Consider the following 22,793-nt stretch of genomic DNA (forward strand, 5'->3'; position numbering starts at 1 on the left):
GCACATCCTGCGATCTTCCCCGCCCGCGCGATTTTGCGGGCGGGGTTTTGCAAAAACAACGTTGACATTTTCTCGATAAATTGTTGACGTAATGACGAGCCAATAACCGGCCCTCCCGTGCCCAGCGCATGCGGGCCGGACCGACCAGCGGAGAGACGCATCATGACCAGCGGCAAGTGGGATTTCTGGATCGATCGCGGCGGCACCTTCACCGACATCGTCGCCCGCGATCCCGACGGCGGCATCCGCGCCCACAAGGTCCTGTCGGAGAACCCGGAAGCCTATCGCGACGCCGCCATCCAGGGCATCCGCGAGCTGATGGGCGTCGCCTCCGGCGAGCGCATCCCGGCCGAGCGCATCGCCACCGTCAAGATGGGCACCACCGTCGCCACCAACGCGCTGCTGGAGCGCAAGGGCGACCGCACCCTGCTGGTCACCACCCGCGGCTTCCGCGATGCGCTGGAGATCGGCTACCAGGCGCGGCCCGACATCTTCGCCAAGGAGATCATCAAGCCGGAACTGCTCTATGAGCGCGTCGTCGAGGTCGCCGAGCGCGTGCGCGCCGACGGCACCATCGAGGCCGAGCCGGATCTGGCCGAGGTCGAGCGCGACCTCAAGGCCGCCTATGACAGCGGCATCCGCTCCGCCGCCATCGTCTTCATGCACGCCTATGCCTTCCCCGAGCACGAGAAGAAGGTCGCCGAGATCGCCCGCAAGGTCGGCTTCCCGCAGGTCTCCGTCAGCCACGAGGTCTCGCCGCTGATGAAGCTGGTCGGGCGCGGCGACACCACCGTGGTCGATGCCTATCTCTCGCCGATCCTGCGCCGCTATGTCGAGCAGGTGGCGAGCGAACTGCAGATCGACGGCACCGATTGCCGGCTGATGTTCATGCAGTCCTCCGGCGGCCTCACCGCCGCCGACCTCTTCCAGGGCAAGGACGCGATCCTGTCGGGTCCGGCCGGCGGCGTCGTCGGCGCCATCGAGACCTCGCGCATGGCCGGCTTCGATGCGGTCATCGGCTTCGACATGGGCGGCACCTCCACGGACGTCTCGCACTACAACGGCGAGTATGAGCGTGCCTTCGAGACCGAGGTGGCGGGCGTGCGCATGCGCGCGCCGATGATGATGATCCACACGGTCGCGGCCGGCGGCGGCTCGATCCTCCACTACAAGGACGGCCGCTTCCAGGTCGGCCCGGATTCCGCTGGCGCCAATCCCGGCCCCGCCTGCTACCGCCGCGGCGGCCCGCTCGCCGTCACCGACGCCAATGTCATGGTCGGCAAGCTGCGCCCCGACTTCTTCCCGAAGATCTTCGGCCCGGGCCGCGACGAGCCGCTCGACCGCGACGCGGTGGTGGCGAAGTTCGAGGAAATGGCCGCCCGCATCGGCGACGGCCGCTCCGCTGCCGAGGTCGCCGACGGCTTCCTGAAGATCGCCGTCGAGAACATGGCCAACGCCATCAAGAAGATCTCGGTCCAGCGCGGCTACGACGTCACCGAATATGCGCTGACCTGCTTCGGCGGCGCCGGCGGCCAGCACGCCTGCTCGGTTGCCGACAGCCTCGGCATGACCACCGTGATCGTCCACCCGCTGTCGGGCATCCTGTCCGCCTACGGCATGGGCCTTGCCGACATCCGCGCCACCCGTCAGCAGGCGGTCGTGCGCCGGCTCGAGCCTGCGATGCTCGAGGACCTTCAGGCGCTCGCCGGTCGCCTGTCGGCGGAGACCCGGGCCGAGGTCGCCGGCCAGGGCGTCGCCGATGCCGAAATCCGCAACCTGCCGCGCGCCCTGCTGCGCTACGAGGGCACGGACACCCCGATCCCGGTCGCCTATGTGGCCGGCGACATCGACGCCATGGTCGGCGCCTTCGCCGATGCGCACCGCGCCCAGTTCGGCTTCGTCTACGAGAACAAGCCGATCGTCGTGGAAGCGCTCGAGGTGGAATCCGTCGGCGGCGGCTCCGGCATCGACGAGCCGGACCTGCAGCTCGTCTCCGGCTCGCCCGAGCCGACCGACAAGGGCAGCATCTTCGCAGAGGGCGAGTGGCGCGAGGCGGGCTTCTTCGCCCGCGCCGGCCTCAAGCCCGGCCACAAGCTGTCCGGCCCCGCGCTCATCGTCGAGCCGCACCAGACCATCGTCGTGGAGCCGGGCTGGCAGGCGGAAATCACCGCCAAGGACCATGTCGTCCTGCGCCGCGTCGAGAAGCTCGCCCGCGCCGAGGCCATCGGCACCAAGGCCGATCCGGTCATGCTCGAGGTCTTCAACAACCTCTTCATGTCGATCGCCGAGCAGATGGGCGTGACGCTGCAGAACACCGCCTACTCGGTGAACGTCAAGGAGCGCCTCGACTTCTCCTGCGCCGTGTTCGACGCCTCCGGCGCGCTGGTCGCCAATGCCCCGCACATGCCGGTGCATCTGGGTTCCATGGACCGCTCCGTCGAGACGGTGATCAAGCTCAACGCCGGCCAGATCCGCCCCGGAGACGTCTTCGCGCTGAACGCGCCCTATAACGGCGGCACCCACCTGCCGGACATCACCGTCGTCTCGCCGGTCTTCGACGACGAGGGCAAGGAGATCCTGTTCTGGGCGGCAAGCCGCGGCCACCATGCCGATGTCGGCGGCTCGGCCCCCGGCTCCATGACCCCGCGTGCCACCACCGTGGACGAGGAAGGCGTGCTGATCGACAACTTCAAGCTCGTCGATCAGGGCCGCTTCCGCGAGGAAGAACTCGTGCACGTCCTCACCGACCATCCCTGGCCGGTGCGCAACGTCACGCAGAACGTCGCCGACCTGAAGGCGCAGATCGCCGCCAACGAGAAGGGCGTGCAGGAGCTGCGCAAGATGGTCTCCCACTTCGGCCTCGAAGTGGTGCAGGCCTATATGGGCCACGTCCAGGACAATGCCGAGGAGAGCGTGCGCCGGGTCATCGAGGCGCTGACCGACAGCGAGTACGAGTACCCGACCGACCAGGGCTCGGTGATCCGCGTCCGGATCACCGTCGACAAGACGAAGCGCGAGGCGACCGTCGACTTCACCGGCACCAGCGAAGTGAAGCCGAACAACTTCAACGCGCCCGAGCCTGTCACCCGCGCGGCGGTGCTCTACTGCTTCCGCGTCATGGTCGAGGGTCACATCCCGATGAATGCGGGCTGCCTGCGGCCGATCCACATCGTCATCCCCGACGGCTGCATGCTGAAGCCGGCCTACCCGGCCGCCGTCGTCGCCGGCAATGTGGAGACCAGCCAGCACGTCACCAACGCCCTGTTCGGCGCGCTGGGAGCCATGGCCAACAGCCAGGGGTCGATGAACAACCTGACCTTCGGCAACGCCACCTACCAGTATTACGAGACCCTGTGCTCGGGCTCGCCCGCCGGTCCCGGCTTCAACGGCACCGACGGTGTCCATGTGCACATGACCAACTCGCGCCTCACCGATCCGGAAGTGCTGGAGTTCCGTTATCCGGTCCTGCTGGAGGACTTCCACATCCGCGAGGGGTCCGGCGGCACGGGCAAGTGGCATGCCGGCAACGGCACCAAGCGCACCATCCGCTTCCTGGAAGAGATGGAGCTGGCGATCCTGTCGTCCCACCGCACCATCACCCCGAAGGGCGGCGAAGGCGGCGGCGACGGCCAGCTCGGCAAGACCCTGGTGCGCCGTCTCGACGGCAGCACGCAGGAGCTTGGCGGCTGCGACCAGACCGTCCTGAAGGCGGGCGAGGCGGTCACCGTCATCACCCCGACCGCCGGCGGCTGGGGCAAGGCGTAACGCCTGCGGGCGTCCCCCCGCCCCTTTGATCGCGATCTGGACGGCCGCGCCCATGGCGCGGCCGTCTTGGCATCCGGCGGCGACCTCTGCGGCAGGTCCTTCGCTTCGCCTGCCGTTTCGGTCGCATTTGCTTCAATTTTGAAGAAGTCGAAATATAAACGACAAAGTATTCAAGCCTGAGGCAGGTCAGACAACCTGACTTTATATTTTCACAGTCAGGAAAATTTAACAGCTTGCGCCGTGTAATGGACGCACGGCCCTTTCCGTTGGCCGACCTTCCATCTGTCGAGGAATACCTCCGATGCGCGATGTCCGTGCCGGCTCCTCCCGCCTGCGCTCCGTGGCCGCCAAGATCCTGGGTCTCGTCGGTTTTCTAAGTCTGATGATGCTCGTGATCGCCGGTGTCGGCCTCCTGCAGATGCGCCAGATCGGCACGGAGCTGGAAGAGATCGCCGACGAGACGATCCCCCTCACCACCAATGTCAGCAAGGTAACGGTCCACCAGCTCGAAAGCGCGCTCCTGCTCGAGCGTCTTTTCAGGGCCGCCGACCTTGCACCCGCTCCTGAATCCGGCACCACGGACGAGCTGTCGCAGCGCGTGACGGCGCTCGCCGCGCAGGTCGCCGAGGAAATCAGGAAGGCCGAGGAGATCGCCTTGACGGGGCTGTCCCTTGCCGCCGGCCCGGAGCACGCGGCCAAGTACCAGGCCATCATGACGACCCTGAAGCGGATCGAGGCCGAGCATGAGGCCTACGGCCGGAAGATCGAGCACATCGTCGAGCTTCTGAAGGCGAAGGACATCCCGGCAGCGACCGCCCTGGCGACAGAACTCGAGCGCGAGCAGGAGCGGCTCGACGGGGAACTGGTGACGCTGGCCCAGGATCTCGACCGCTTCACGCTGGAAGCCAGCGACTCCGCCAAGCAGCACGAGCAGCAGGGCATGCTGATCATGAGCACCACGACGCTCGCCGCGATCATCGCGGGCGTGGTGATCGCCAGCCTGCTCGCCATCTTCGGCATCAGCCGGCCGCTCCGCAGCGTCGTCACCGCCCTCAACCGCCTCGCCATGGACGACACGTCTGTCACCGTGTCCGTCCGCTCCCGCGACGAGGTCGGGGAACTGGCCCGCGCCTTCGAATCCTTCCGCGAGAAGACCATCGAGATCAAGCGCCTGCAGGAGCAGGCCCGCGAGGAGGAAGAGCGCATCGAGATCGAGAAGCGCGAGGCGACCCTTCGCCTGGCGGACAGCCTGGAATCGACCCTGAAGACCGTGTCGGACGGCATTGCCGACGCCGTCCGCGAGCTCGAGCAGGCAGCCGGCATGATGGCCCGCAACGCGGAAGTCACCTCGGACAATGCCGGCACGGTCGCAGCCGCCGCCGAACAGTCGGCAACCGGCGTCCAGACCGTCGCCAGCGCAGCGGAAGAGCTCAGCGCCTCCATCGGCGAGATCAGCCGCCAGGTCACGGCCGCCCTGTCCGCCGCCGGCCAGTCCACCAGCGATGCCCAGCGCTCCAGCAGCACGGTCAACGGCCTTGCCGAGGCGGCGCGGCGCATCGACGACGTGGTCAAGCTGATCAACGACATCGCCAGCCAGACCAACCTGCTGGCGCTGAATGCCACCATCGAGGCGGCGCGCGCCGGCGAGGCCGGCAAGGGCTTCGCGGTCGTCGCCGGCGAGGTCAAGGCGCTTGCCAACCAGACCGGCCGCGCCACCGAGGACATCAGCGCGCAGGTCCGGGACATGCAGGATGGTGCCAACCTGACCTCGCAGGCCATCGGCTCGGTCGTCGAGTCGATCAACAACATCAACGGCCAGATCTCGGCCATCGCCTCCGCCATCGAGGAGCAGAGTGCGGTGACCGCGGAGATCGCCCGCAATGTCAGCGAAGTCGCCGCCGGCAGCACCGAGATCACGCGGACCATCGGCTCGGTCCGCGAGCGCGCGGTCGACTCAAGCGCCGGAGCACGCCAGGTCCTGACCAGCGTCGAGACGCTGGCCTACCAGTCCGGCACGCTGCAGAAGGAGCTCGACGCCTTCCTGCGCAACATTCGCGCCGCCTGACCGGCACGATTGCCACAAAGAAAACGGCAGGAAACACGACGGGGCGGCGCCGCGAGGGGCCGCCCTTTTTTCTTGCGCGAACAAGGCGAAAGACGCGTCGATTGTTCTGGCAATGCGGCCGCCGGCCTCCCATATGACGTGCGTTGTTCTCGACAAGAGCCTAGTGGAGGAACCCCCTGATGCATGCTGCCGCCAGCCGGATGCGCAAGACGACAGCCGTAATTGCCCTTGGAATCGCCGCGCTTTTCGCTGCCGTCGATTTTGCCGAAGCCCGGCGCGCCGGCAGCAGCGGCTTCGGCAGCCGCGGTGCCCGCACCTTTTCCGCCCCCGCCCCCACCAACACCGCGCCCGGCACCGCCGCGCCGGTCCAGCGCACGATGACGCCGCAGCCCGCCCAGGGCCAGCAGGCGACGCCCGGCGCCGGCGCCCGGCAGCAGCAGGCGGCCCAGCCCTCGCGCGGCCTGTTCGGCGGCATGGGCGGCGCCCTTCTCGGCGGCCTGCTGATGGGCGGCCTGCTCGGCATGCTCTTCGGCGGCGGCCTCGGCGGCTTCGCCGGCTTCCTCGGGCTGATCCTGCAGGTGGCGCTGATCGGCTTCCTCATCATGCTGGCCATGCGCTTCTTCGGCCGGCGCCAGCAGCCGGCGGCAGCCGCGACCGGGGGCGCTGCGCCGAATTTCGGCGGCACCGGCCCCGACACGTCCCGCACCCCGTTCAGCTTCGGCGGCACCGGGTCCGATGCCCCCATGGGAACCGGCATGGGCAGCAGCACTGCCGCCCCGTTCCAGCAGGCTCCGGTCATGGAGACCCCGCTCGATCTGGAGGAGGACGACTTCAACCGCTTCGAGCAGATGCTGACCGAAGTGCAGGAAGCCTATGGCCGCGAGGACTATGCAGCGCTGCGCCGTCTGGCGACGCCCGAGGCCATGTCCTTCCTCGCCGAGGAACTGGGCGAGCTCGCCTCCGCCGGCAAGCGCAACGCCGTCTCTGACGTGAAGCTGCTGCAGGGCGACCTGTCCGAGGCCTGGAGCGAAGGCAACGACGACTATGCGACCGTCGCCATGCGCTTCTCCTCCATCGACGCCGTCGTCGACCGCACGTCCGGCAAGCTGATCTCCGGCAGCCTGAACGAGCCTCAGGAAAGCACCGAGCTGTGGACCTTCCGTCGGCAGAAGGGTGGCGAGTGGGTGCTCGCGGCGATCCAGGGCACCGAATAAGCCCTCGCCGCTTTTATCCGGAAGACATGAGAAACCGCCCCGTTTCGGGGCGGTTTTTCCTTGAGGAGCGCGACCTTTACGCCACGTTCAACCGGCCCCGTACAGGCAGCCCTGCCCCGTCGCAGGTGGAAAAATTATCCGCCTTCTCAGGAAATTGGCGCGGATGTATCGTCCGGCGCCGGCGATTGGGCCGCGCTTGATCCTGGGATTGGACCATGACTGCAAAAACTATCCTTGCGGCGGTAGCCGCACTGCTCGTTGCAACCGGCACCGTCGCCGCAAACGAGTGGAAGTTCGATCTGGAAAACCGCTCGACTGCCAACGTGACCTCCTTCCGCACCCAGGAAAACGGCGCGTGGAGCGACAACTGGCTGGACGAGATCATCGTGCCGGGCGACACGTTCGAGATGGATTTCGGCACCGATGAGGGGAATTGCACCGTGCGCACCCGCATCGACTTCACCGACGGCACCTATGTCGATGCCGACATCGACTACTGCAACATGTCGACGATCACGGTCCGCAACAAGGACGTGATCTGGAAGTAACCGCGCCGCTCGCACGACCATGCGGAAACGGGCCGTCCCGGTGGGGCGGCCCGTTTTTGGTTGCAGCAGCAACATCGGGCCGGGCAGCGCCCGTGCCGGCTCTACCTGCCGGTGACGGCGAACATCCAGTTGAGGATCAGCCGCCAGTCGGTCATGCGGATCGGCGTGCCGTGCGTGCCGGTCTCGAACAGCGCGAAGCGTGCCGGATAGTCGGCCTTGCGCGCCTTCAGCCGCTCGTAGAACGCGGCCTGCTTCTTCCAGTCGTAGACCTCGTCCCAGCTGCCATGGCCGAAATAGATCGGCAGCCGGCCGCCCCGGAACGTGCCGCTCGACAGGAACGCATCGTCCCAGGTCGAGCCCATCAGCAGCATGCCGCCCATCATCGCCGCCGCGCCGCCGTCGCGCGCCAGCTCCCAGCACAGGAAGCCGCCCATCGAGCCGCAGGCGACATAGGCGCGCGCCTGCGGTGCCTGGCGGATGTAGTGCTGCATCAACGCCTTGACGTCGCCAGCTCCCCGCGCGTCGAAATCCTTGACGTCGAGCGTGATGTAGAGGCCGGCATTGCGCACCATCAGGTTCTTGATGCGGTTGAAGTTGCCGCCGAAGCTGACGTCGTTCATGCCCTGGAAGCGGTTGCCGCCCTGCCCGTGCACATAGATGACGATGCTGCGCGCGCCGCGCGGCTCGCCGACGCGCATGTAGCTGATCGTGCGCCCGTTCGCCTTCAGCGTCAGGTCTTCCTGCGACCCGCTCGGCTTCATCGACACGTACTCGCCGTAGACCTCGCGCTCCCACACCTTGTCGCGGCGGTGGATGTCGCGGCGCTTGTCGTAGTCGACGATGACAAAGGCATCGTCCGCCTTGCCGGCCAGAAGGCCGGGATAGGAGAACAGCCGGTCCTTGAACGGCTCCAGCCGATAGGCCGCCGCCGGGCTCGCGCCCAGTGCCAATGCCAGGAGAACGAGAACCGCAACGGCGAGCGGCGGGACGGGCAGGATGCGGGTCGCAGTCACGTGTCGGCTCTCTCCTCGGATGTGTGCCAATGCTTCGCTCAGTCTGCTTCGGCCGGGTGTTCGGTCCGGCCGATCATTCACCGGCCCTTGCCTGTTTCGCAAGGGCGACCAGCCGCGCGCGCAATTCGCCCGCGCTCGCCAGCGGCGGGTCGAAGTCGAGCCGCGCCACCTTGTCGCCGTCGACGAGATCGAGCCCTGCCGGATCGAGCGAGGACAGGCGCCAGTTGCCGCTGCCTGCCCGCGCCAGCTTGTCCCCATAGAGCGCGATGGCGTCGAGATGATCCTCGTTCATGTGGTCGACGGCGCCCGCCTCCGCCGCGCCGAGCTCCGCCACCACCGGCCCCGACAGCAGCAGGTCCGCCGACGTCAGATGGTAGGCCTTGCCGAAGCCGCCGTTGAGGCTGGCACGCTCGGGCACGATGCGGAAGAACGCGAAATCGGGAAAGTCCACATAGAGCTTCGCCTTAGGATGGCGCAGCAGATAGCGCCGGCGGATCGCGGCATGGGCCGGGTCGGCCGGATCGATCCGCTCCGCCCGCGCGACGATGGTCAGGCGCGGGTGGGCCAGCGGATCGCCCTTGCCCGGTTCGCCCACCAGCAGCGAACAGCGCGGGTCGGCCGTGACTGCGCTCGTGTGCTGCGACAGGCGCGAAACCAGCATCACCGGCGTGCCGTCCATTTCGGTGGCAAGGCCGACGCGCGAGACAAAGGGCATGCCGTCTGCGGGATCGAGAACGCCGAGCGCTCCGAAGCGCGCCATGCGCACCAGCCGCTGCGACAGCAGCCTTGCTTCGTCGTCGGTGGGGCGGATCACCTCGGGTCTATCGTTGTCAGCCACGGAACGCCTTTCCATGTTCGGGAGTTATCCTTGCGTGGCTACCGCTGCATCGCGTGGCTCTCGCCCTTTTGCCTGCGCCACTGGCGGAAAGCAATGCTTCGAATGACGGCCGTTTCCCGCCGCTTCGGCTCCAGGCGGAAGGCAGCCTCCGGCATGTCGGGCCTTGCTCTCGCCACAAAAGAGGCAATGGTAAAGCTGGGTTAATCTTTTCGAAAGGAGGCCTGTCATGGCCGCATCCGCCGCATATCGCACAGGGCGACTGACTTCCTGGGCCGTCCGGGGGGCGTTCGTCGCCGTGCTCGCTTTCACCGCACAGATCGCCGCTCCGGGCAGCGCGTCGGCCGAGCAGGCCAGCCGTTCGCCGGTCGGCAACATCATCCTCGCCCAGGGCTACGACGAGAAGCAGAACCACGACGGTTACCGTCCGTATCGCCGCATCAAGCCGGTGCCGGGCAACATGCCGTATTACGGCAACGGCCGTGAGTCTCGCCCCTATCGCGGCCATCGTCCGCGTCCCGGCTGGCGCGACGACCGCCGCTGGCGTGACGACCGTCGCTGGCGCGACCGTCGCGGCTATCGCCACCGCAACAACGGTGCTGCCATCGGCGGCGCGGCGATCTTCGGCCTTGCCACCGGCGCGATCCTCGGTTCGGCGCTGAGCGGCGGCGGCCGGGAGTATATCGATCCGCCGGTCCGCAGCGGCGGTTACGCTCCGTGGACGCCCGAGTGGTACCGCTACTGCTCGCGCAAGTACCGCAGCTTCAATCCGGAGACCGGCTATTTCCTGGCTTACTCCGGCAAGTACCGCTTCTGCCGCTGACCTGATCCCCCGGATCTGAAGTGCGCGCAGGCTGCACGCGCTTCAGATCCGATGGGGTGACCGGCAGACAGATGTTTCCAGTGTGCTTTCGCATTTGAACTAAGCGCCGGCGGGTCCGCGTGAAACCGCGCGCTTTTCAAACCTTCACACGGCGGCGCATGGGACCCGGAACCTGAACGCCAGATGAACGGGCATCTCAGACCTCGTTCAATTGCAGGATGGCATTGTCGCCTCATCGGAACATCGAAGCCACTGGAAGGAACGATCCCATGGCCCTGAAGCAAATCTCTGCCCGCGCTCTTGCTGTCGCGCTTGCCGGCGCCCTGCTCGTGCCGACGCTCGCCCCTTCCGCCGAGGCCCGCGACGGCCGCCACGGCTGGGGCAACGGCGGTGGCTACAAGAACCACCGGGTCCACCGTCCGCATCGCCCGAATTACGGCTATCGCCATCACCGCGGCAATCGCGGCAACGATGCCGGTGCGGCGGTCGCCGCTGGCGTGATCGGGCTTGCCGCTGGTGCGATTCTCGGTTCGGCGCTCAGCGCTCCGGATCGGGTCTACGAGCCGGAATACATCTACCGGGATCCGGCTCCGGTGCGCGGCGACGTCTATATCGATCCGGCGCGTCGCGGCAATCCCGGCTACACCCCGGCCGCCCCGGTCGTGGTGAGCGGCTCGCTCGAGCCCTACACCCCTGAGTGGTACCGCTACTGCTCTTCCAAGTACCGGAGCTTCAACCCGAACACCGGTACCTACACCACCTACTCGGGCCAGCAGCGCTTCTGCCAGTAATGGCAAAGGGTTGACTTCAGCCCCCTCCCCGAACGGCCCGGCTCCTCCCCCGGGCCGTTTCGCGTTTTGGTGACAGACCGGCCCCGCAGCACCCCCAGCGTGCAATTGCCTGAAAAAACTTGCAGTCTCGCCGCGGCTGGTGATGATCGTCCCCCGCTGAGGAGGAACCCATGCTGTCTGCCCTGGAACTCGCCCGCGCCCTCGAGGCCGGCACGCTGGATATCGACGCGCTGTACGACGACATCGCCGCGCGCATTGCCGAGCAGGAAGGCACGATCCGTGCTTTCGTCTGCCACGACGTCGAGGCAGCGCGCCAGGCCGCCCGCTCCGCGCGCGGCCCGCTGATGGGCCTGCCGCTTGCGGTGAAGGACAATATCGACACGGCCGACTTTCCCTCGCGCTACGGCTCGCCGATCCACGAGAACCACCGGCCGGCGGTCGATGCGGCCACCGTGGCCCTTGCCCGGCGCGCGGGCGCTGCCGTCCTCGGCAAGACCGTCACCACGGAGTTCGCCTTCTTCCAGCCCGGGCCGACGCGCAATCCGCACAATCTCGAGCACACGCCGGGCGGCTCGTCCTCCGGTTCTGCCGCGGGCGTTGCCGCCGGCTTCTTCCCGCTGGCCATCGGCACCCAGACCGGCGGCTCGGTCGTGCGCCCCGCGTCCTTCTGCGGCGTGGTCGGTTTCAAGCCGTCCTTCGACCACCTGCCGACGGTCGGCATGAAGTATTTCTCCTGGACGCTGGACACGCTCGGCCTGTTCGGCAAGGGCGTTGCCGATGTCGCCTTTGCCGGCAGCGCGCTGTCGGCGCGCGACTGGCGGGTCGATGCCATGGTGCCGATGCCGCCGCGCATCGGCGTCGTCGAGCCGCAGCCCTGGGCCCAGGCCGACGACGACATGCAGGGCGCGCTGGAAACCGCCATCGCTCGCGCCACCCGCGCCGGGGCCTCGGTCTCGCGCGTGTCGCTGCCGCCGGTCTTCCGCGAGGCCTTCGCCGCTCACCAGACCATCCAGGATTTCGAGGCGACCCGCGCGCTTGCCGCCGAGGTCGACGCCGCGCCCGAGCTGATCAGCCAGGTCCTGATGTGCACGCTGGAGGACGGGGCAGCCATCGAGCCTGCCGCCTATGACGCGGCGCTCGAGGTCGCACGCCAGGCGCGCCACGCCCTCGCCGAGGTGATGTCGCAGGTCGATGTGCTGATGATGCCGTCCGCACCGGGCGCCGCGCCCGCCGGCCTTGCCTCCACCGGCTCCTCGGTCTTCAACCGGGTCTGGACGCTGATGGGCGGCCCTTGCGTGAACGTGCCGGGGCTTGCAACGCCGGGCGGCCTGCCGCTCGGCATCCAGCTCGTCGGCTCTTACGGGCGCGACCGCGCCACGCTGCTCGCCGCGCGCTGGCTGGAGGAGTGCCTGGCCAAGGCCGGCTGAGCCGCCCCTTGCGGGGACAAGCCGCGCCCCCGGCCGGGGATACGGCGGGGATAGTCCGCGGCAGGTACGGGAGGGAGAGCGGCCGGGGCCTCAGCCCTGGGCGATCTCCACCGGCAGCTTCATCTTGCGGGCCATGGCAATGAACTCGGCGCGCGCCGCTTCCAGCGTCAGCGCGCCGTATTTGCGCGAGGAGTCGCTGGCGCTCGCCGACGACAGCCGCATCTTCTTGCCGCGCATCCGCACCACTTTCACATAGGCTTCGTCCGACACGCCGGCGACCCGCGCCAGCACGAAGAGCGGGTGCTCGTCGTCGCGGTAGAGCAGCGGCACCACGACGTTTTCCGGCCAACCGACCTTGCCCGCCAGCACCTTGCCCAGATCGAAGGCCCGGTCCTTGTCGGCAAAGACGACGACCGCCTGGTCGATCGGAACGGTGCCGGCGATCGCCCCCTCGATCAGGAGGTCGATCTTCGACTTGGCGCCGCCGATCTCGCGCATGCGGATCTCGACTTCCCGCGCCGCCTGTTCGGCAATGGCCTTGGCCAGCACCGGGTTGGCATTTTCCTCGCGCACCTGCTGCGCCAGCTCCTTCGACAGGAACGGCACCAGCTTCGCCGCCACCGGTTCGGGCAGGTCCTGTCGGCGGGTCAGCGCCACCTGCAAATCCTCGTCCTTGCGCGAACGCGCCAGCAGGAGGTCGAAGGAGTCCTGGCTAATCCGCGCGGTATCGTTGCCGAGCAGCGCACACAGCACGGCGCTGTCGCCCTTTTGCGTCAGCACCCGGCTCAGCACCGGCTTGATGCCGTGCCGCTCGCACATGACCTCCAGGTGCCGCACCGGAATGCCTTCCTGCGCGACCTCGGCCAGGTCCTCGTCGGTCAGCAGGCCGCCGTCTTCCAGCACCGGCCGGGCCACGGCCAGCTCTGCATCCCTCGCCAGCGCCTTGAGCAGATCGCGCGGTGCTTCGGTCTCCGCGCACATGCGCGCGGCCATCGCCTCGCGCACCGGTGTGTCGAGCCGGTCGAGCACGCGCAGCACCACATCGCCAAAAACCGGGCTTACCCGGCTTCGTTCCTTGCTGCCGGCTTTCATGAACAGCTCGGTCAGCGCGGTGATCAGCTCGCCGATGTTCTCCAACGAACCGCTGCGGGCCAGCTCGGTCAATTCCGCAGTTTTCATGCCCAATCCTTCCACACCTTCTGGACTCGAGCATAAGCGGATCGTGTTTCTCTCCAGTTAATTCTCAGTCAAACTGCGTAGTAACGGACAAACCGCTGTCAGATCTTTCATTTTCCTCCACAGGCCGCACCATGTCTCCCAACGGAAGGCGCTTGCTGCACCGCAGCATGATCTTTTCGGCTGCCACGGCATCCTCGTGCCGGACTGAATTTTCCCCGCGTAAATGACGATTGGCAGCCGCGCCGAAAGCGCCGGTTGCGCTCGACATTCCTGACGAGGCCGGCGAGGGCTGCCGTGTCTGCGACGCAACGCAGCATCTTTTTCGCTTTGCCGGCTGGCTCCGGTAACTTATCCTTCACGTATCGAGAGACTGCGGGAGGCCACGATATGACACTTGTCCGCAATATTAATCTCTTGGCCGTGTGTGCGGCATTCGCCTTCGTCGGCGCCATCGTCGTCGGCGTCTTCTGAGGCGAAAAGGACCAGACTGGGCATGCAGGTCGAGGCTCTGGCCACCTCCTCTCACGGGAGACAGCAGGAGCCTCGCCAATTTCGGATTTTGTAGGCCGCGTCTCAATTCTGGGCGAATTCGGAACGGAATTTTGCAAAATCCGTCGCAAAATTTGCGCAAGCCCTACGGACGATCTCAAGAAGCCGGATGCCGGGGACAACCGGCATCCCCCGATCTTCGGCTGAGGCCGATCGATCCGCCAGTTTCGACGCCCGGGCCCTGCCCGGGCGTTTTCATGTCGGTCGCATCCCGCCACTCCGGCTTCGCCCGAACTCACGCCTTTGCACGAAAATCTCTGGCCATTTCTGCGCCTTGCGGAAAGATTCTGTAAGTTTGCGCGGTTAGGTTGCCGCCGGATTGATGGCAAACGCGCGGGGCGACGGCCCTGCCGTGGCGGGTGCCGGCATTGGGGGACAGTTTCCATGAGCAAGCTCTTGCAGCATCGCGCAAAGGGCCGATTGGCCGGAATTCTTGCGAGCGCGACTGCCTTTGCCGCCGGCGCGCTGCCAGCCGCCGCCCAGGGCGCAACCGCGATGGAGATGGCCGCCGACAAGCCCCTGGTGCGCCTTGGCCTTGAACTGCGCACGGCCATCGCCGACACGTTCAGCGCCGCGACAAGCATGCCCGCCATGGTCTCCTCCGCCATCGCAGGGCGGGCCGGGGACAACCCGGACTGGCTTGCGGCAACGCTCCTCGTTCTCGTCGCCTCGCTGGCGGTCGGCAGTTTCGCCCTTCTTGCCGGCGAACGCTGGCTGTTCGCCCGCCTGCTGCCGGACCGTCCGCCCGAGCCGACCCGCGCAGCCCGCATCCTGCGCCTGATCGGGCGCGCCTTCGCCATGCTGCTGGCCGTCGCCCTGTTCTATGCCGCCGCTCTCGCCGTCGCTTTCCTGCTGGCCTCGCACCATCCGGCCGGCCGCGTCACCCTGCTTATCGGCCTGCAGAGCGTTGGAGTCCTGCTGCTTTTGCGCATCGTCCTGAACGCCGTGCTGTCTCCGGGCAATGGCGCGATCCGCATGTTGTCCCTCGATGATGCCAGCGCCGCGAGCCTCTATCGCTGGATCATGGCCACCGGCGTGATCAGCTCGATCTTCCTTGCGCTGCACGAGTGGCTGGACGCGATGAACCTCGATCCGGCCGGCCACCGCCTGCTGGCCATCCTCTCCGTCGGCGTCACCTGCCTGATGCTCTCAGCTGTTGCCGTGTCCCATCGCGCGGCCCTCGGCCGCATGGTCTCCGCCAGCCCTGACGACGGGGACAATGGCCGCCGCCGGATGGTCCAGCGGCTCTGGCTTCCCCTGCTTGTCCTCTATTTCGTCGTGGCCTTCGTCGTCTCCGCCGGCAGGCTCTTGCTGGAACGCGAGGCCGCCATCGGCCTTGTCGCTGCGCCCGTTCTTGCCAGCCTGATCTGGGTCGCGGCCTACGGCCTGATGGTGCTCGCCATCGACCGTCTCCTGCTTCCGCGTCTCGACAGCACCGAGCGCCAGGCCCGGCGCAGCGAGGATTTGGTCCGCGCCGAAGAGGCCGCCGGCGAGGTTCCAGACGGCGACGCCGTTGCCGCCCAGGCGGCGGCCGAGGCCGTGGATGCGGAAGGCCAGCGTTCGCCCTATCGCGACCTGCTCGACCATGGCGCGGCCATCCTGTCGGCGGTGATAGCTCTCGGCTACGTGCTCTCGCGCTGGGGGATAGACCCGCGCGACAAGACGTCCATCGTCGGCAATCTCTTCGAGATCGGCGTCGTCACCTTCATTGCCTATATGTGCTACCGGGCGGTGCAGTTGACCATCGACCGTCAGATCAGCCGCGAACGCGGCCAGTCGGGCGGGCGCAGCGAGGAGATGGAGGTCGGCGGTGCCGGCGAGAGCCGTCTTGCGACCCTCCTGCCGATCTTCCGCCATTTCCTGCTGATCACCATCGTCGTGATCGGCGGCATGATCGTCCTGTCGCAACTCGGCATCGACATCGCGCCCCTGTTCGCCGGCGCCGGCGTCGTCGGCCTTGCCGTCGGCTTCGGCGCGCAGACGCTGATCCGCGACATCTTCTCCGGCGCCTTCTTCCTGATCGACGACGCCTTCCGCAAGGGCGAGTATATCGACCTCGGCAGCGTCAAGGGCACCGTGGAAAAGATCTCGATCCGCTCCATGCAACTGCGCCACCACAACGGCCCGCTGAACACCGTGCCCTTCGGGGAAATCAAGCACGTGAAGAACTTCTCCCGCGACTGGGCGGTGATGAAGCTGGCCTTCCGCGTCACCTACGACACGGACGTGGAAAAGATGCGCAAGCTGATCAAGAAGTTCGGCGAAAGCCTGATGCAGCATCCCGACTACGGACCGAAATTCCTCCAGCCGGTGAAGTCCCAGGGCGTCACGGCTCTGGAGGACTCGGCGATGATCGTCCGGGTCAAGTTCATGACCCGTCCGGGCGACCAGTTCGAGCTGCGAAAGGTGGTCTATTCCGGCATCCGCGACCTGTGCGAGGCCAACGGCATCCACTTCGCCCACCGCGAGGTGACCGTGCGCGTCGCCCAGGATCCCTCCGATCCGCGCCAGTTCTCGGACGGGGAAAAGCAGGCGATCGCCGGTGCGGTGCGGCCCTTGCTGGATCAGCCGGCGGCGAAAAACCCGCTGACGGATGCCTCGGAATCGCGCTGAAAACAGCGTTTCTCCAATCGCCTAACGATGTAGACGGCGGGAAGCCGGCCTCCGAGCGTCTCCCCGCACCTCCCGAGGATAAGTCCGTGCGCTCTGCGCGCGCACCGGCAGGACTGCCCATGTGGACGGCGGCCCGCGAAACCGATCCGGCCCTTGCATCCGCATCGATAGAGGTATAAAGATATCTTTATATCTTCCTGCGAGATTGTCTTTCGAGCGGGACCGCCCTTCGAGGATGCGATGACCACCAACGCGAACACTGCCGGCATGACTGCCGCCACCGGAGCCGGCGAGCCCTTGCTCAGCGCCGAGCAGCTCTTGGCCGGCCTGCGCACGGTCGGCGAGGACACGCGGCTGCGCCTGCTGGCCCTGTTGGCCGACGGCGAGCTGACCGTCAAGGACGCGACCGTCATTCTCGGCCAGAGCCAGCCGCGAATCTCTCGTCATCTCAAGCTCTTGACCGAGGCGGGTCTCGTCCAGCGCTTCCCTGAAGGCGCCTGGGTTTTCTACCGGCTCGGCGATGGCCCGATGGGCGATCTCGCCCGCCTGCTGCTGTCCCGCCTCGATCCGCAGGACGCGGTTCTGGCCGGCGACCGGGTGCGCCTTGCCGCCACCCGCCGCGCCAAGGCCGAGGCTGCGGCCGCCTTCTTCGCCTCGCGCGCCAAGACCTGGGACCAGGAGCGCTCGCTGCATGTGCCGGAAGCGGCCGTGGAGCAGGCCCTGCGCGAGATGGTCGGCGAGCGGCCGTTCCGCTCGCTGCTGGATCTGGGCACCGGCACCGGCAGCCTGATCTCGCTCTTTGCCGGCCAGTACGAGCAGGCGGTCGGCCTCGACGCCAGCCACGACATGCTGACCGTCGCCCGCGCCAACCTCGCCCGCCAGGGCCTGCGCAACGTGCAGGTCCGCCAGGGCGACATCTACGCACTCAACATTCCGGCCGAAAGCCATGACCTGATCACCCTTCACCAGGTGCTGCACTTCCTCGACGACCCGGGCCGGGCCATCGAGGAGGCGGCACGGGTGCTCAGGCCCGGCGGCCGGCTGCTCATCGTCGACTTCGCGCCGCACGAACTGGAGTTCCTGCGGGACGAACACGCCCATCGCCGCCTCGGATTCTCGCGTGATCAGATGGACCGCTGGCTGCATGCAGCCGGCCTCGAAGTGGTCGAGACCCGCGACCTCAACCCCGAAGCGGGCGAGGCCGACCGGCTCACTGTCACCATCTGGCTCGCCCGCGATCCGCGGATCATTTCCGATCTTCCAGAACTTAGCCTGACCCAGGAGGTCGCCTGACATGTCATCGCCCGAGAGATTCCGCCGCTTCGAGCTGGACCAGGGAACCGGGGTTTCCGTCTCCTTCGAGTTCTTCCCGCCGAAGACCGACAAGATGGAAGCCTCGCTGTGGTCGGCCGTCCAGCGGCTTGAGCCGCTCGGCCCCTCCTTCGTCTCCGTGACCTACGGCGCCGGCGGCTCCACCCGCGAGCGCACGCACCGCACGGTCGAGCGGATGCTGACCGAGACGCGCCTGGCCCCGGCCGCGCACCTGACCTGCGTCGGCTCCTCGCGCGCCGAGGTGGACGAGATCGTGCGCGCCTATCACGACATCGGCGTGCGCCACATCGTGGCCCTGCGCGGCGATCCGCTGGAAGGGCTCGGCGCCATCTACCGTCCGCATCCGGATGGCTACGACTATGCCTCCGATCTGGTCGCCGGCATCCGGCGCATCTCCGACGATTTCGAGGTGTCCGTCTCCGCCTATCCGGAGCGCCACCCCGAGAGCCCGGACTGGTCGGCCGAGATCGACAACCTGAAGCGCAAGGTGGACGCCGGCGCGACCCGGGCGATCACCCAGTACTTCTTCGACAACGACCTGTTCGAGACCTTCATGGAGAAGGTGCGCGCGGCCGGCATCAACATCCCGATCGTTCCGGGCATCCTGCCGATCGTCAATTTCGAGACAACCATGGTGTTCTCGGCCAAGTGCGGCACCTCGATCCCGCACTGGCTGGCACGGCGCTTCGCCGGTCTCGACCAGGATGCGGAGACGCGCAAGCTGGTCGCCTCGGCGGTCGCCTGCGAGCAGGTGCTGGACCTGGTCGACCGCGGCGTGACCGACTTCCACTTCTACACCATGAACCGCGCGGACCTGACTTTCGCGATCTGCCACATGCTGGGCCTGCGCCCGGCTCCCCTGGAACAGCAGGCGGCCTGAGACTGATCATGCAAGACAAGACCAAGACCGCGGCGTCGGCCCTGACCGCCGCCGCCCGCGACCGCATCCTCGTCCTCGACGGCGCCATGGGCACGATGATCCAGGCGCTCAAGCTGGACGAGGCCGGCTATCGCGGCGACCGGTTCAAGGACTGGTCGCAGGACGTGAAGGGCAACAACGACCTGCTCAACCTGACGCAGGGCCCGGCGATCCGCGACATCCACGTGGCCTATCTGGAGGCCGGTGCCGACATCGTCGAGACCAACACCTTCTCCTCCACCACCATCGCCCAGGCCGACTACGCCATGGAGGAGCTGGCCTACGAGCTCAACCTCGTCGGCGCACGGCTTGCCCGCGAGGCCTGCGACATCGTCGAGGCCCGCGATCCCTCCCGCCCGCGTTTCGTCGCCGGCGCGCTCGGGCCGACCAACCGCACCCTGTCGATCTCGCCGGACGTCAACAATCCGGGCTATCGCGCCGTCAGCTTCGACGAGATGAAAGAGGCCTATGCGGAGGCCGTGCGGGGCCTGATCGACGGCGGCTCGGACATCCTGCTCGTCGAGACGATCTTCGACACGCTGAACGCCAAGGCCGCCCTCTTCGCCATCGACGAAGTGCTGGAAGAAAAGGGCGTGAGCCTGCCGGTGATGATCTCCGGCACGATCACCGACCTGTCCGGCCGCACCCTGTCCGGCCAGACGCCGGAGGCCTTCTGGTACTCGGTGCGCCACTCGCAGCCGTTCTCCATCGGCCTCAACTGCGCGCTCGGCGCCAAGGAAATGCGCGCCCACGTGGCGGAGCTTTCGCGCGTCGCCGACACGCTGGTCTGCGCCTATCCGAATGCCGGCCTGCCGAACGAGTTCGGCGAGTATGACGAAAGCCCCGAGGCGATGGCCGAGCTGGTCGGCGAGTTCGCCGCAAGCGGTCTCGTCAACGTCGTCGGCGGCTGCTGTGGCACCACGCCCGACCACATCCGCGCCATTGCGCAGGCCGTTGCCGGACACGCCCCGCGCAAGCCGGCCGAGCCGCCGCGCCGCATGCGCCTGTCCGGCCTCGAGCCCTTCGTGCTGACGCCGGAGATCAACTTCGTCAATGTCGGCGAGCGTACCAACGTCACCGGATCGGCCCGCTTCCGCAAGCTGATCAAGGAAGGCAACTACGCCACCGCTCTGGAGGTCGCCCGCCAGCAGGTGGAAAGCGGCGCCCAGATCATCGACGTCAACATGGACGAGGGCCTGCTCGACTCCAAGGAGGCGATGGTCACCTTCCTGAACCTGATCGCCGCCGAGCCGGACATCGCCCGCGTGCCGGTGATGATCGACAGCTCCAAATGGGAGGTGATCGAGGCCGGCCTGAAATGCGTCCAGGGCAAGGCGGTGGTGAACTCCATCTCCATGAAGGAAGGTAAGGACGCCTTCATCGCCCAGGCAAAGCTGGTGCGCCGTCACGGCGCCGCGGTCGTCGTCATGGCCTTCGACGAGCAGGGCCAGGCCGACACCCAGGCCCGCAAGACCGAGATTTGCCAGCGCTCCTACGAGATCCTGGTGAACGAGGTCGGCTTCCCGCCCGAGGACATCATCTTCGATCCGAACATCTTCGCCGTCGCCACGGGCATTTCCGAGCACGACAATTACGGCGTCGATTTCATCGAGGCGACCCGCTGGATCCGCCAGAACCTGCCGCATGCGCATGTCTCCGGCGGCGTGTCCAACCTGTCCTTCTCCTTCCGCGGCAACGAGCCCGTGCGCGAGGCGATGCACTCGGTGTTCCTGTACCACGCGATCGCGGCCGGTATGGACATGGGCATCGTCAATGCCGGCCAGCTCGCCGTCTATGACGACGTCGATCCGGAGCTGCGCGAGCTCTCCGAGGACGTGGTGCTCAACCGGCGCGCCGATTCCACCGACCGGCTGCTGGAGATCGCGGAGCGCTTCCGCGGCCAGGGCGGCAAGCAGAAGGTGCAGGACCTGTCGTGGCGCGAACGCGCCGTCGAGGACCGCCTGTCCCATGCGCTGGTCAACGGCATCACCGACTATATCGAGGAAGATGTCGAGGAAGCCCGCGCCAAGGCCGAGCGGCCGCTGCACGTCATCGAAGGCCCGCTGATGGCCGGCATGAACATCGTCGGCGACCTGTTCGGCGCCGGCAAGATGTTCCTGCCGCAGGTGGTGAAGTCCGCCCGCGTGATGAAGCAGGCCGTGGCCTACCTGATGCCCTACATGGAGCAGGAAAAGCTCGAGCAGGGCATCGAGGACATGCCGAGCGCCGGCAAGATCCTGCTCGCCACCGTCAAGGGCGACGTCCACGACATCGGCAAGAACATCGTCGGCGTCGTGCTCCAGTGCAACAATTTTGAGGTGATCGATCTCGGCGTCATGGTGCCGGCGGCCAAGATCCTCGAGACCGCGCGCAAGGAGAAGGTCGACGTGATCGGCCTGTCGGGTCTCATCACCCCGTCGCTGGACGAGATGTGCCACGTGGCGGCCGAGATGGAGCGCGAGGGCTTCGACCTGCCGCTGCTGATCGGCGGCGCGACGACCAGCCTCATCCATACGGCGGTGAAGATCCACCCGAACTACCGCCGCTCGCAGGCCGTCTACGTGACGGATGCCAGCCGCGCAGTCGGCGTGGTCTCGAAGCTGCTGAGCAAGACGGACCGCGACGGCTATGTGGAGGCGCTGCGTGCCGACTATGCCAAGGCCGCGGAGGGGCATTCGCGCTCGCGCGGCCAGGCCCGCCGCACCAGCCTCGAGGATGCGCGCAAGAACCGCTTCCGCCCGTCCTTCGACAGCTACAAGCCGCAGCGTCCCTCGTTCCTCGGCATCCGCCCGATCGAGGTGCCGCTGGAGGATCTGGTCGAGGTCATCGACTGGACGCCCTTCTTCTCCACCTGGGAGATCAAGGGCACCTATCCGGCAGTGCTGACCGACAACCGCTACGGACCGGCCGCCAAGGCGCTCTACGACGATGCCCGCAAGATGCTCGACGAGATCGTCCGCGACAGGCTGGTGCAGCCCAAGGGCGTCGTCGGCTTCTGGCCGGCGGCCGCACGCGGCGACGACATCGTGCTCTACGAGGACGAGGAGCGGACCCGCGAGCGCACCGTGCTGCACACGCTGCGCCAGCAGATGGCCCGCGCCGAGGGCACCCGTGCCAACGTGGCGATGTCCGACTTCGTCGCAGCCGAGGACAGCGGCATCGCCGACTGGGTCGGCGGCTTCGCGGTGACCTCCGGCCATGGTGAGGAAGAGTTCATCTCGCGCTACGTCAAGGCAGGCGACGACTACAACAAGATCCTCGCCCAGGCCCTGTGCGACCGTCTCGCCGAGGCCTTTGCGGAGAAGCTGCACCAGATCGTGCGCACCTCGCTGTGGGGCTATGCCCCGCAGGAGAAGGCCAGCGTCGAGGAGCTGATCGGCGAGAAGTACCAGGGCATCCGCCCGGCGCCGGGCTATCCGGCCCAGCCCGACCACACGGAAAAGGGCACGCTGTTCGAGTTGCTGGACGCCACGCAGACCGCCGGCATCAAGCTGACGGAGAGCTACGCCATGTGGCCGGGTTCGTCGGTCTCGGGCCTCTACTTCGCCCATCCCGACAGCCACTATTTCGGCGTCGGGCGCATCGAGCGCGACCAGGTCGAGGACTATGCCTCCCGCAAGGGCTGGGACCTTGCCACGGCCGAGCGCTGGCTCGCCCCGATCCTGAACTACGATCCGCACAAGCTGGAGGCGGCGGAGTAATCCGCTCCCTCGCAGCTCA

At 67.2% G+C, this 22,793-nt stretch carries 13 protein-coding genes and 1 pseudogene; 11 read left to right on the forward strand and 3 right to left on the reverse strand.

Going from position 1 to position 22,793, the window contains the following annotated elements:
- Nucleotides 1-162: 162 nt before the first annotated feature.
- The 4 genes from BBX35_RS06500 (at nucleotide 163) to BBX35_RS06515 (ending at nucleotide 7,592) form a co-directional block, all read left to right on the forward strand.
- Entirely contained in the window at nucleotides 163-3,765 is a 3,603-nt protein-coding gene (locus tag BBX35_RS06500) for a hydantoinase B/oxoprolinase family protein (RefSeq protein ID WP_067217352.1), read from the forward strand.
- 301 nt (nucleotides 3,766-4,066) lie between these two features.
- Nucleotides 4,067-5,830, forward strand: a complete 1,764-nt coding sequence (locus BBX35_RS06505; RefSeq protein ID WP_083206044.1) for a methyl-accepting chemotaxis protein — start codon at nucleotides 4,067-4,069, stop codon at nucleotides 5,828-5,830.
- Between the two features lie 179 nt (nucleotides 5,831-6,009).
- Nucleotides 6,010-7,044 (forward strand): Tim44 domain-containing protein, encoded by a 1,035-nt coding sequence (locus BBX35_RS06510; protein WP_067217355.1) that lies wholly within the window; start codon nucleotides 6,010-6,012, stop codon nucleotides 7,042-7,044.
- 215 nt (nucleotides 7,045-7,259) lie between these two features.
- A complete protein-coding gene (locus tag BBX35_RS06515; RefSeq protein ID WP_067217357.1) occupies nucleotides 7,260-7,592 on the forward strand; it encodes a hypothetical protein in 333 nt (110 codons plus the stop codon).
- A 101-nt stretch (nucleotides 7,593-7,693) separates the two neighbouring features.
- Here BBX35_RS06515 and BBX35_RS06520 read toward each other — a convergent pair whose 3' ends face one another.
- Entirely contained in the window at nucleotides 7,694-8,605 is a 912-nt protein-coding gene (locus BBX35_RS06520) for an alpha/beta hydrolase (protein ID WP_228185960.1), read from the reverse strand.
- Nucleotides 8,606-8,678: 73 nt separating this feature from the next.
- Complete coding sequence (locus tag BBX35_RS06525; RefSeq protein WP_067217360.1) at nucleotides 8,679-9,458, reverse strand: HugZ family pyridoxamine 5'-phosphate oxidase; 780 nt, start codon at nucleotides 9,456-9,458, stop codon at nucleotides 8,679-8,681.
- A 527-nt stretch (nucleotides 9,459-9,985) separates the two neighbouring features.
- Between BBX35_RS06525 and BBX35_RS24055 the strand changes: the two are divergent.
- From BBX35_RS24055 to BBX35_RS06540, 3 genes and pseudogenes are all read left to right on the forward strand, one after another.
- Nucleotides 9,986-10,263, forward strand: a pseudogene (locus BBX35_RS24055) (BA14K family protein).
- A 269-nt stretch (nucleotides 10,264-10,532) separates the two neighbouring features.
- Nucleotides 10,533-11,054 (forward strand): BA14K family protein, encoded by a 522-nt coding sequence (locus BBX35_RS06535; protein WP_067217363.1) that lies wholly within the window; start codon nucleotides 10,533-10,535, stop codon nucleotides 11,052-11,054.
- A 170-nt stretch (nucleotides 11,055-11,224) separates the two neighbouring features.
- A complete protein-coding gene (locus tag BBX35_RS06540; RefSeq protein ID WP_067217366.1) occupies nucleotides 11,225-12,481 on the forward strand; it encodes an amidase in 1,257 nt (418 codons plus the stop codon).
- Between the two features lie 90 nt (nucleotides 12,482-12,571).
- On the opposite strand, the gene BBX35_RS06545 is transcribed toward BBX35_RS06540, so the two are convergent.
- Nucleotides 12,572-13,660 carry a DUF2336 domain-containing protein gene (locus tag BBX35_RS06545; protein WP_067217368.1) on the reverse strand — a complete coding sequence of 363 codons (1,089 nt, stop codon included), beginning with the start codon at nucleotides 13,658-13,660 and terminating at the stop codon, nucleotides 12,572-12,574.
- 933 nt (nucleotides 13,661-14,593) lie between these two features.
- On the opposite strand from BBX35_RS06545, the gene BBX35_RS06550 reads away from it, so the two are divergent.
- From BBX35_RS06550 to metH, 4 genes are all read left to right on the forward strand, one after another.
- Nucleotides 14,594-16,822 (forward strand): mechanosensitive ion channel family protein, encoded by a 2,229-nt coding sequence (locus BBX35_RS06550; RefSeq protein WP_067217371.1) that lies wholly within the window; start codon nucleotides 14,594-14,596, stop codon nucleotides 16,820-16,822.
- Nucleotides 16,823-17,062: 240 nt separating this feature from the next.
- Nucleotides 17,063-18,115 (forward strand): ArsR/SmtB family transcription factor, encoded by a 1,053-nt coding sequence (locus BBX35_RS06555; RefSeq protein WP_244271566.1) that lies wholly within the window; start codon nucleotides 17,063-17,065, stop codon nucleotides 18,113-18,115.
- Between the two features lies 1 nt (nucleotide 18,116).
- The gene (gene metF / locus BBX35_RS06560) at nucleotides 18,117-19,034 is read left to right on the forward strand and encodes a methylenetetrahydrofolate reductase [NAD(P)H] (protein ID WP_067217374.1); all 918 of its coding nucleotides are present in this window, start codon (nucleotides 18,117-18,119) and stop codon (nucleotides 19,032-19,034) included.
- Nucleotides 19,035-19,042: 8 nt separating this feature from the next.
- A complete protein-coding gene (metH, locus tag BBX35_RS06565) occupies nucleotides 19,043-22,774 on the forward strand; it encodes a methionine synthase (protein ID WP_067217376.1) in 3,732 nt (1,243 codons plus the stop codon).
- The last annotated feature ends 19 nt before the right edge of the window (nucleotides 22,775-22,793 follow it).

This window comes from Stappia indica (genome assembly GCF_001696535.1).
GTDB classification, from domain to species: domain Bacteria; phylum Pseudomonadota; class Alphaproteobacteria; order Rhizobiales; family Stappiaceae; genus Stappia; species Stappia indica.

Bases quoted from the DNA above. Each gene is read 5' to 3' on its own strand.
- BBX35_RS06500 (WP_067217352.1), top strand. From the start codon at position 163: ATGACCAGCGGCAAGTGGGATTTCTGGATCGATCGCGGCGGCACCTTC.
- BBX35_RS06505 (WP_083206044.1), top strand. From the start codon at position 4,067: ATGCGCGATGTCCGTGCCGGCTCCTCCCGCCTGCGCTCCGTGGCCGCC.
- BBX35_RS06510 (WP_067217355.1), top strand. From the start codon at position 6,010: ATGCATGCTGCCGCCAGCCGGATGCGCAAGACGACAGCCGTAATTGCC.
- BBX35_RS06515 (WP_067217357.1), top strand. From the start codon at position 7,260: ATGACTGCAAAAACTATCCTTGCGGCGGTAGCCGCACTGCTCGTTGCA.
- BBX35_RS06525 (WP_067217360.1), bottom strand. From the start codon at position 9,458: ATGGAAAGGCGTTCCGTGGCTGACAACGATAGACCCGAGGTGATCCGC.
- BBX35_RS06535 (WP_067217363.1), top strand. From the start codon at position 10,533: ATGGCCCTGAAGCAAATCTCTGCCCGCGCTCTTGCTGTCGCGCTTGCC.
- BBX35_RS06540 (WP_067217366.1), top strand. From the start codon at position 11,225: ATGCTGTCTGCCCTGGAACTCGCCCGCGCCCTCGAGGCCGGCACGCTG.
- BBX35_RS06545 (WP_067217368.1), bottom strand. From the start codon at position 13,660: ATGAAAACTGCGGAATTGACCGAGCTGGCCCGCAGCGGTTCGTTGGAG.
- BBX35_RS06550 (WP_067217371.1), top strand. From the start codon at position 14,594: ATGAGCAAGCTCTTGCAGCATCGCGCAAAGGGCCGATTGGCCGGAATT.
- BBX35_RS06555 (WP_244271566.1), top strand. From the start codon at position 17,063: ATGACCACCAACGCGAACACTGCCGGCATGACTGCCGCCACCGGAGCC.
- metF (WP_067217374.1), top strand. From the start codon at position 18,117: ATGTCATCGCCCGAGAGATTCCGCCGCTTCGAGCTGGACCAGGGAACC.
- metH (WP_067217376.1), top strand. From the start codon at position 19,043: ATGCAAGACAAGACCAAGACCGCGGCGTCGGCCCTGACCGCCGCCGCC.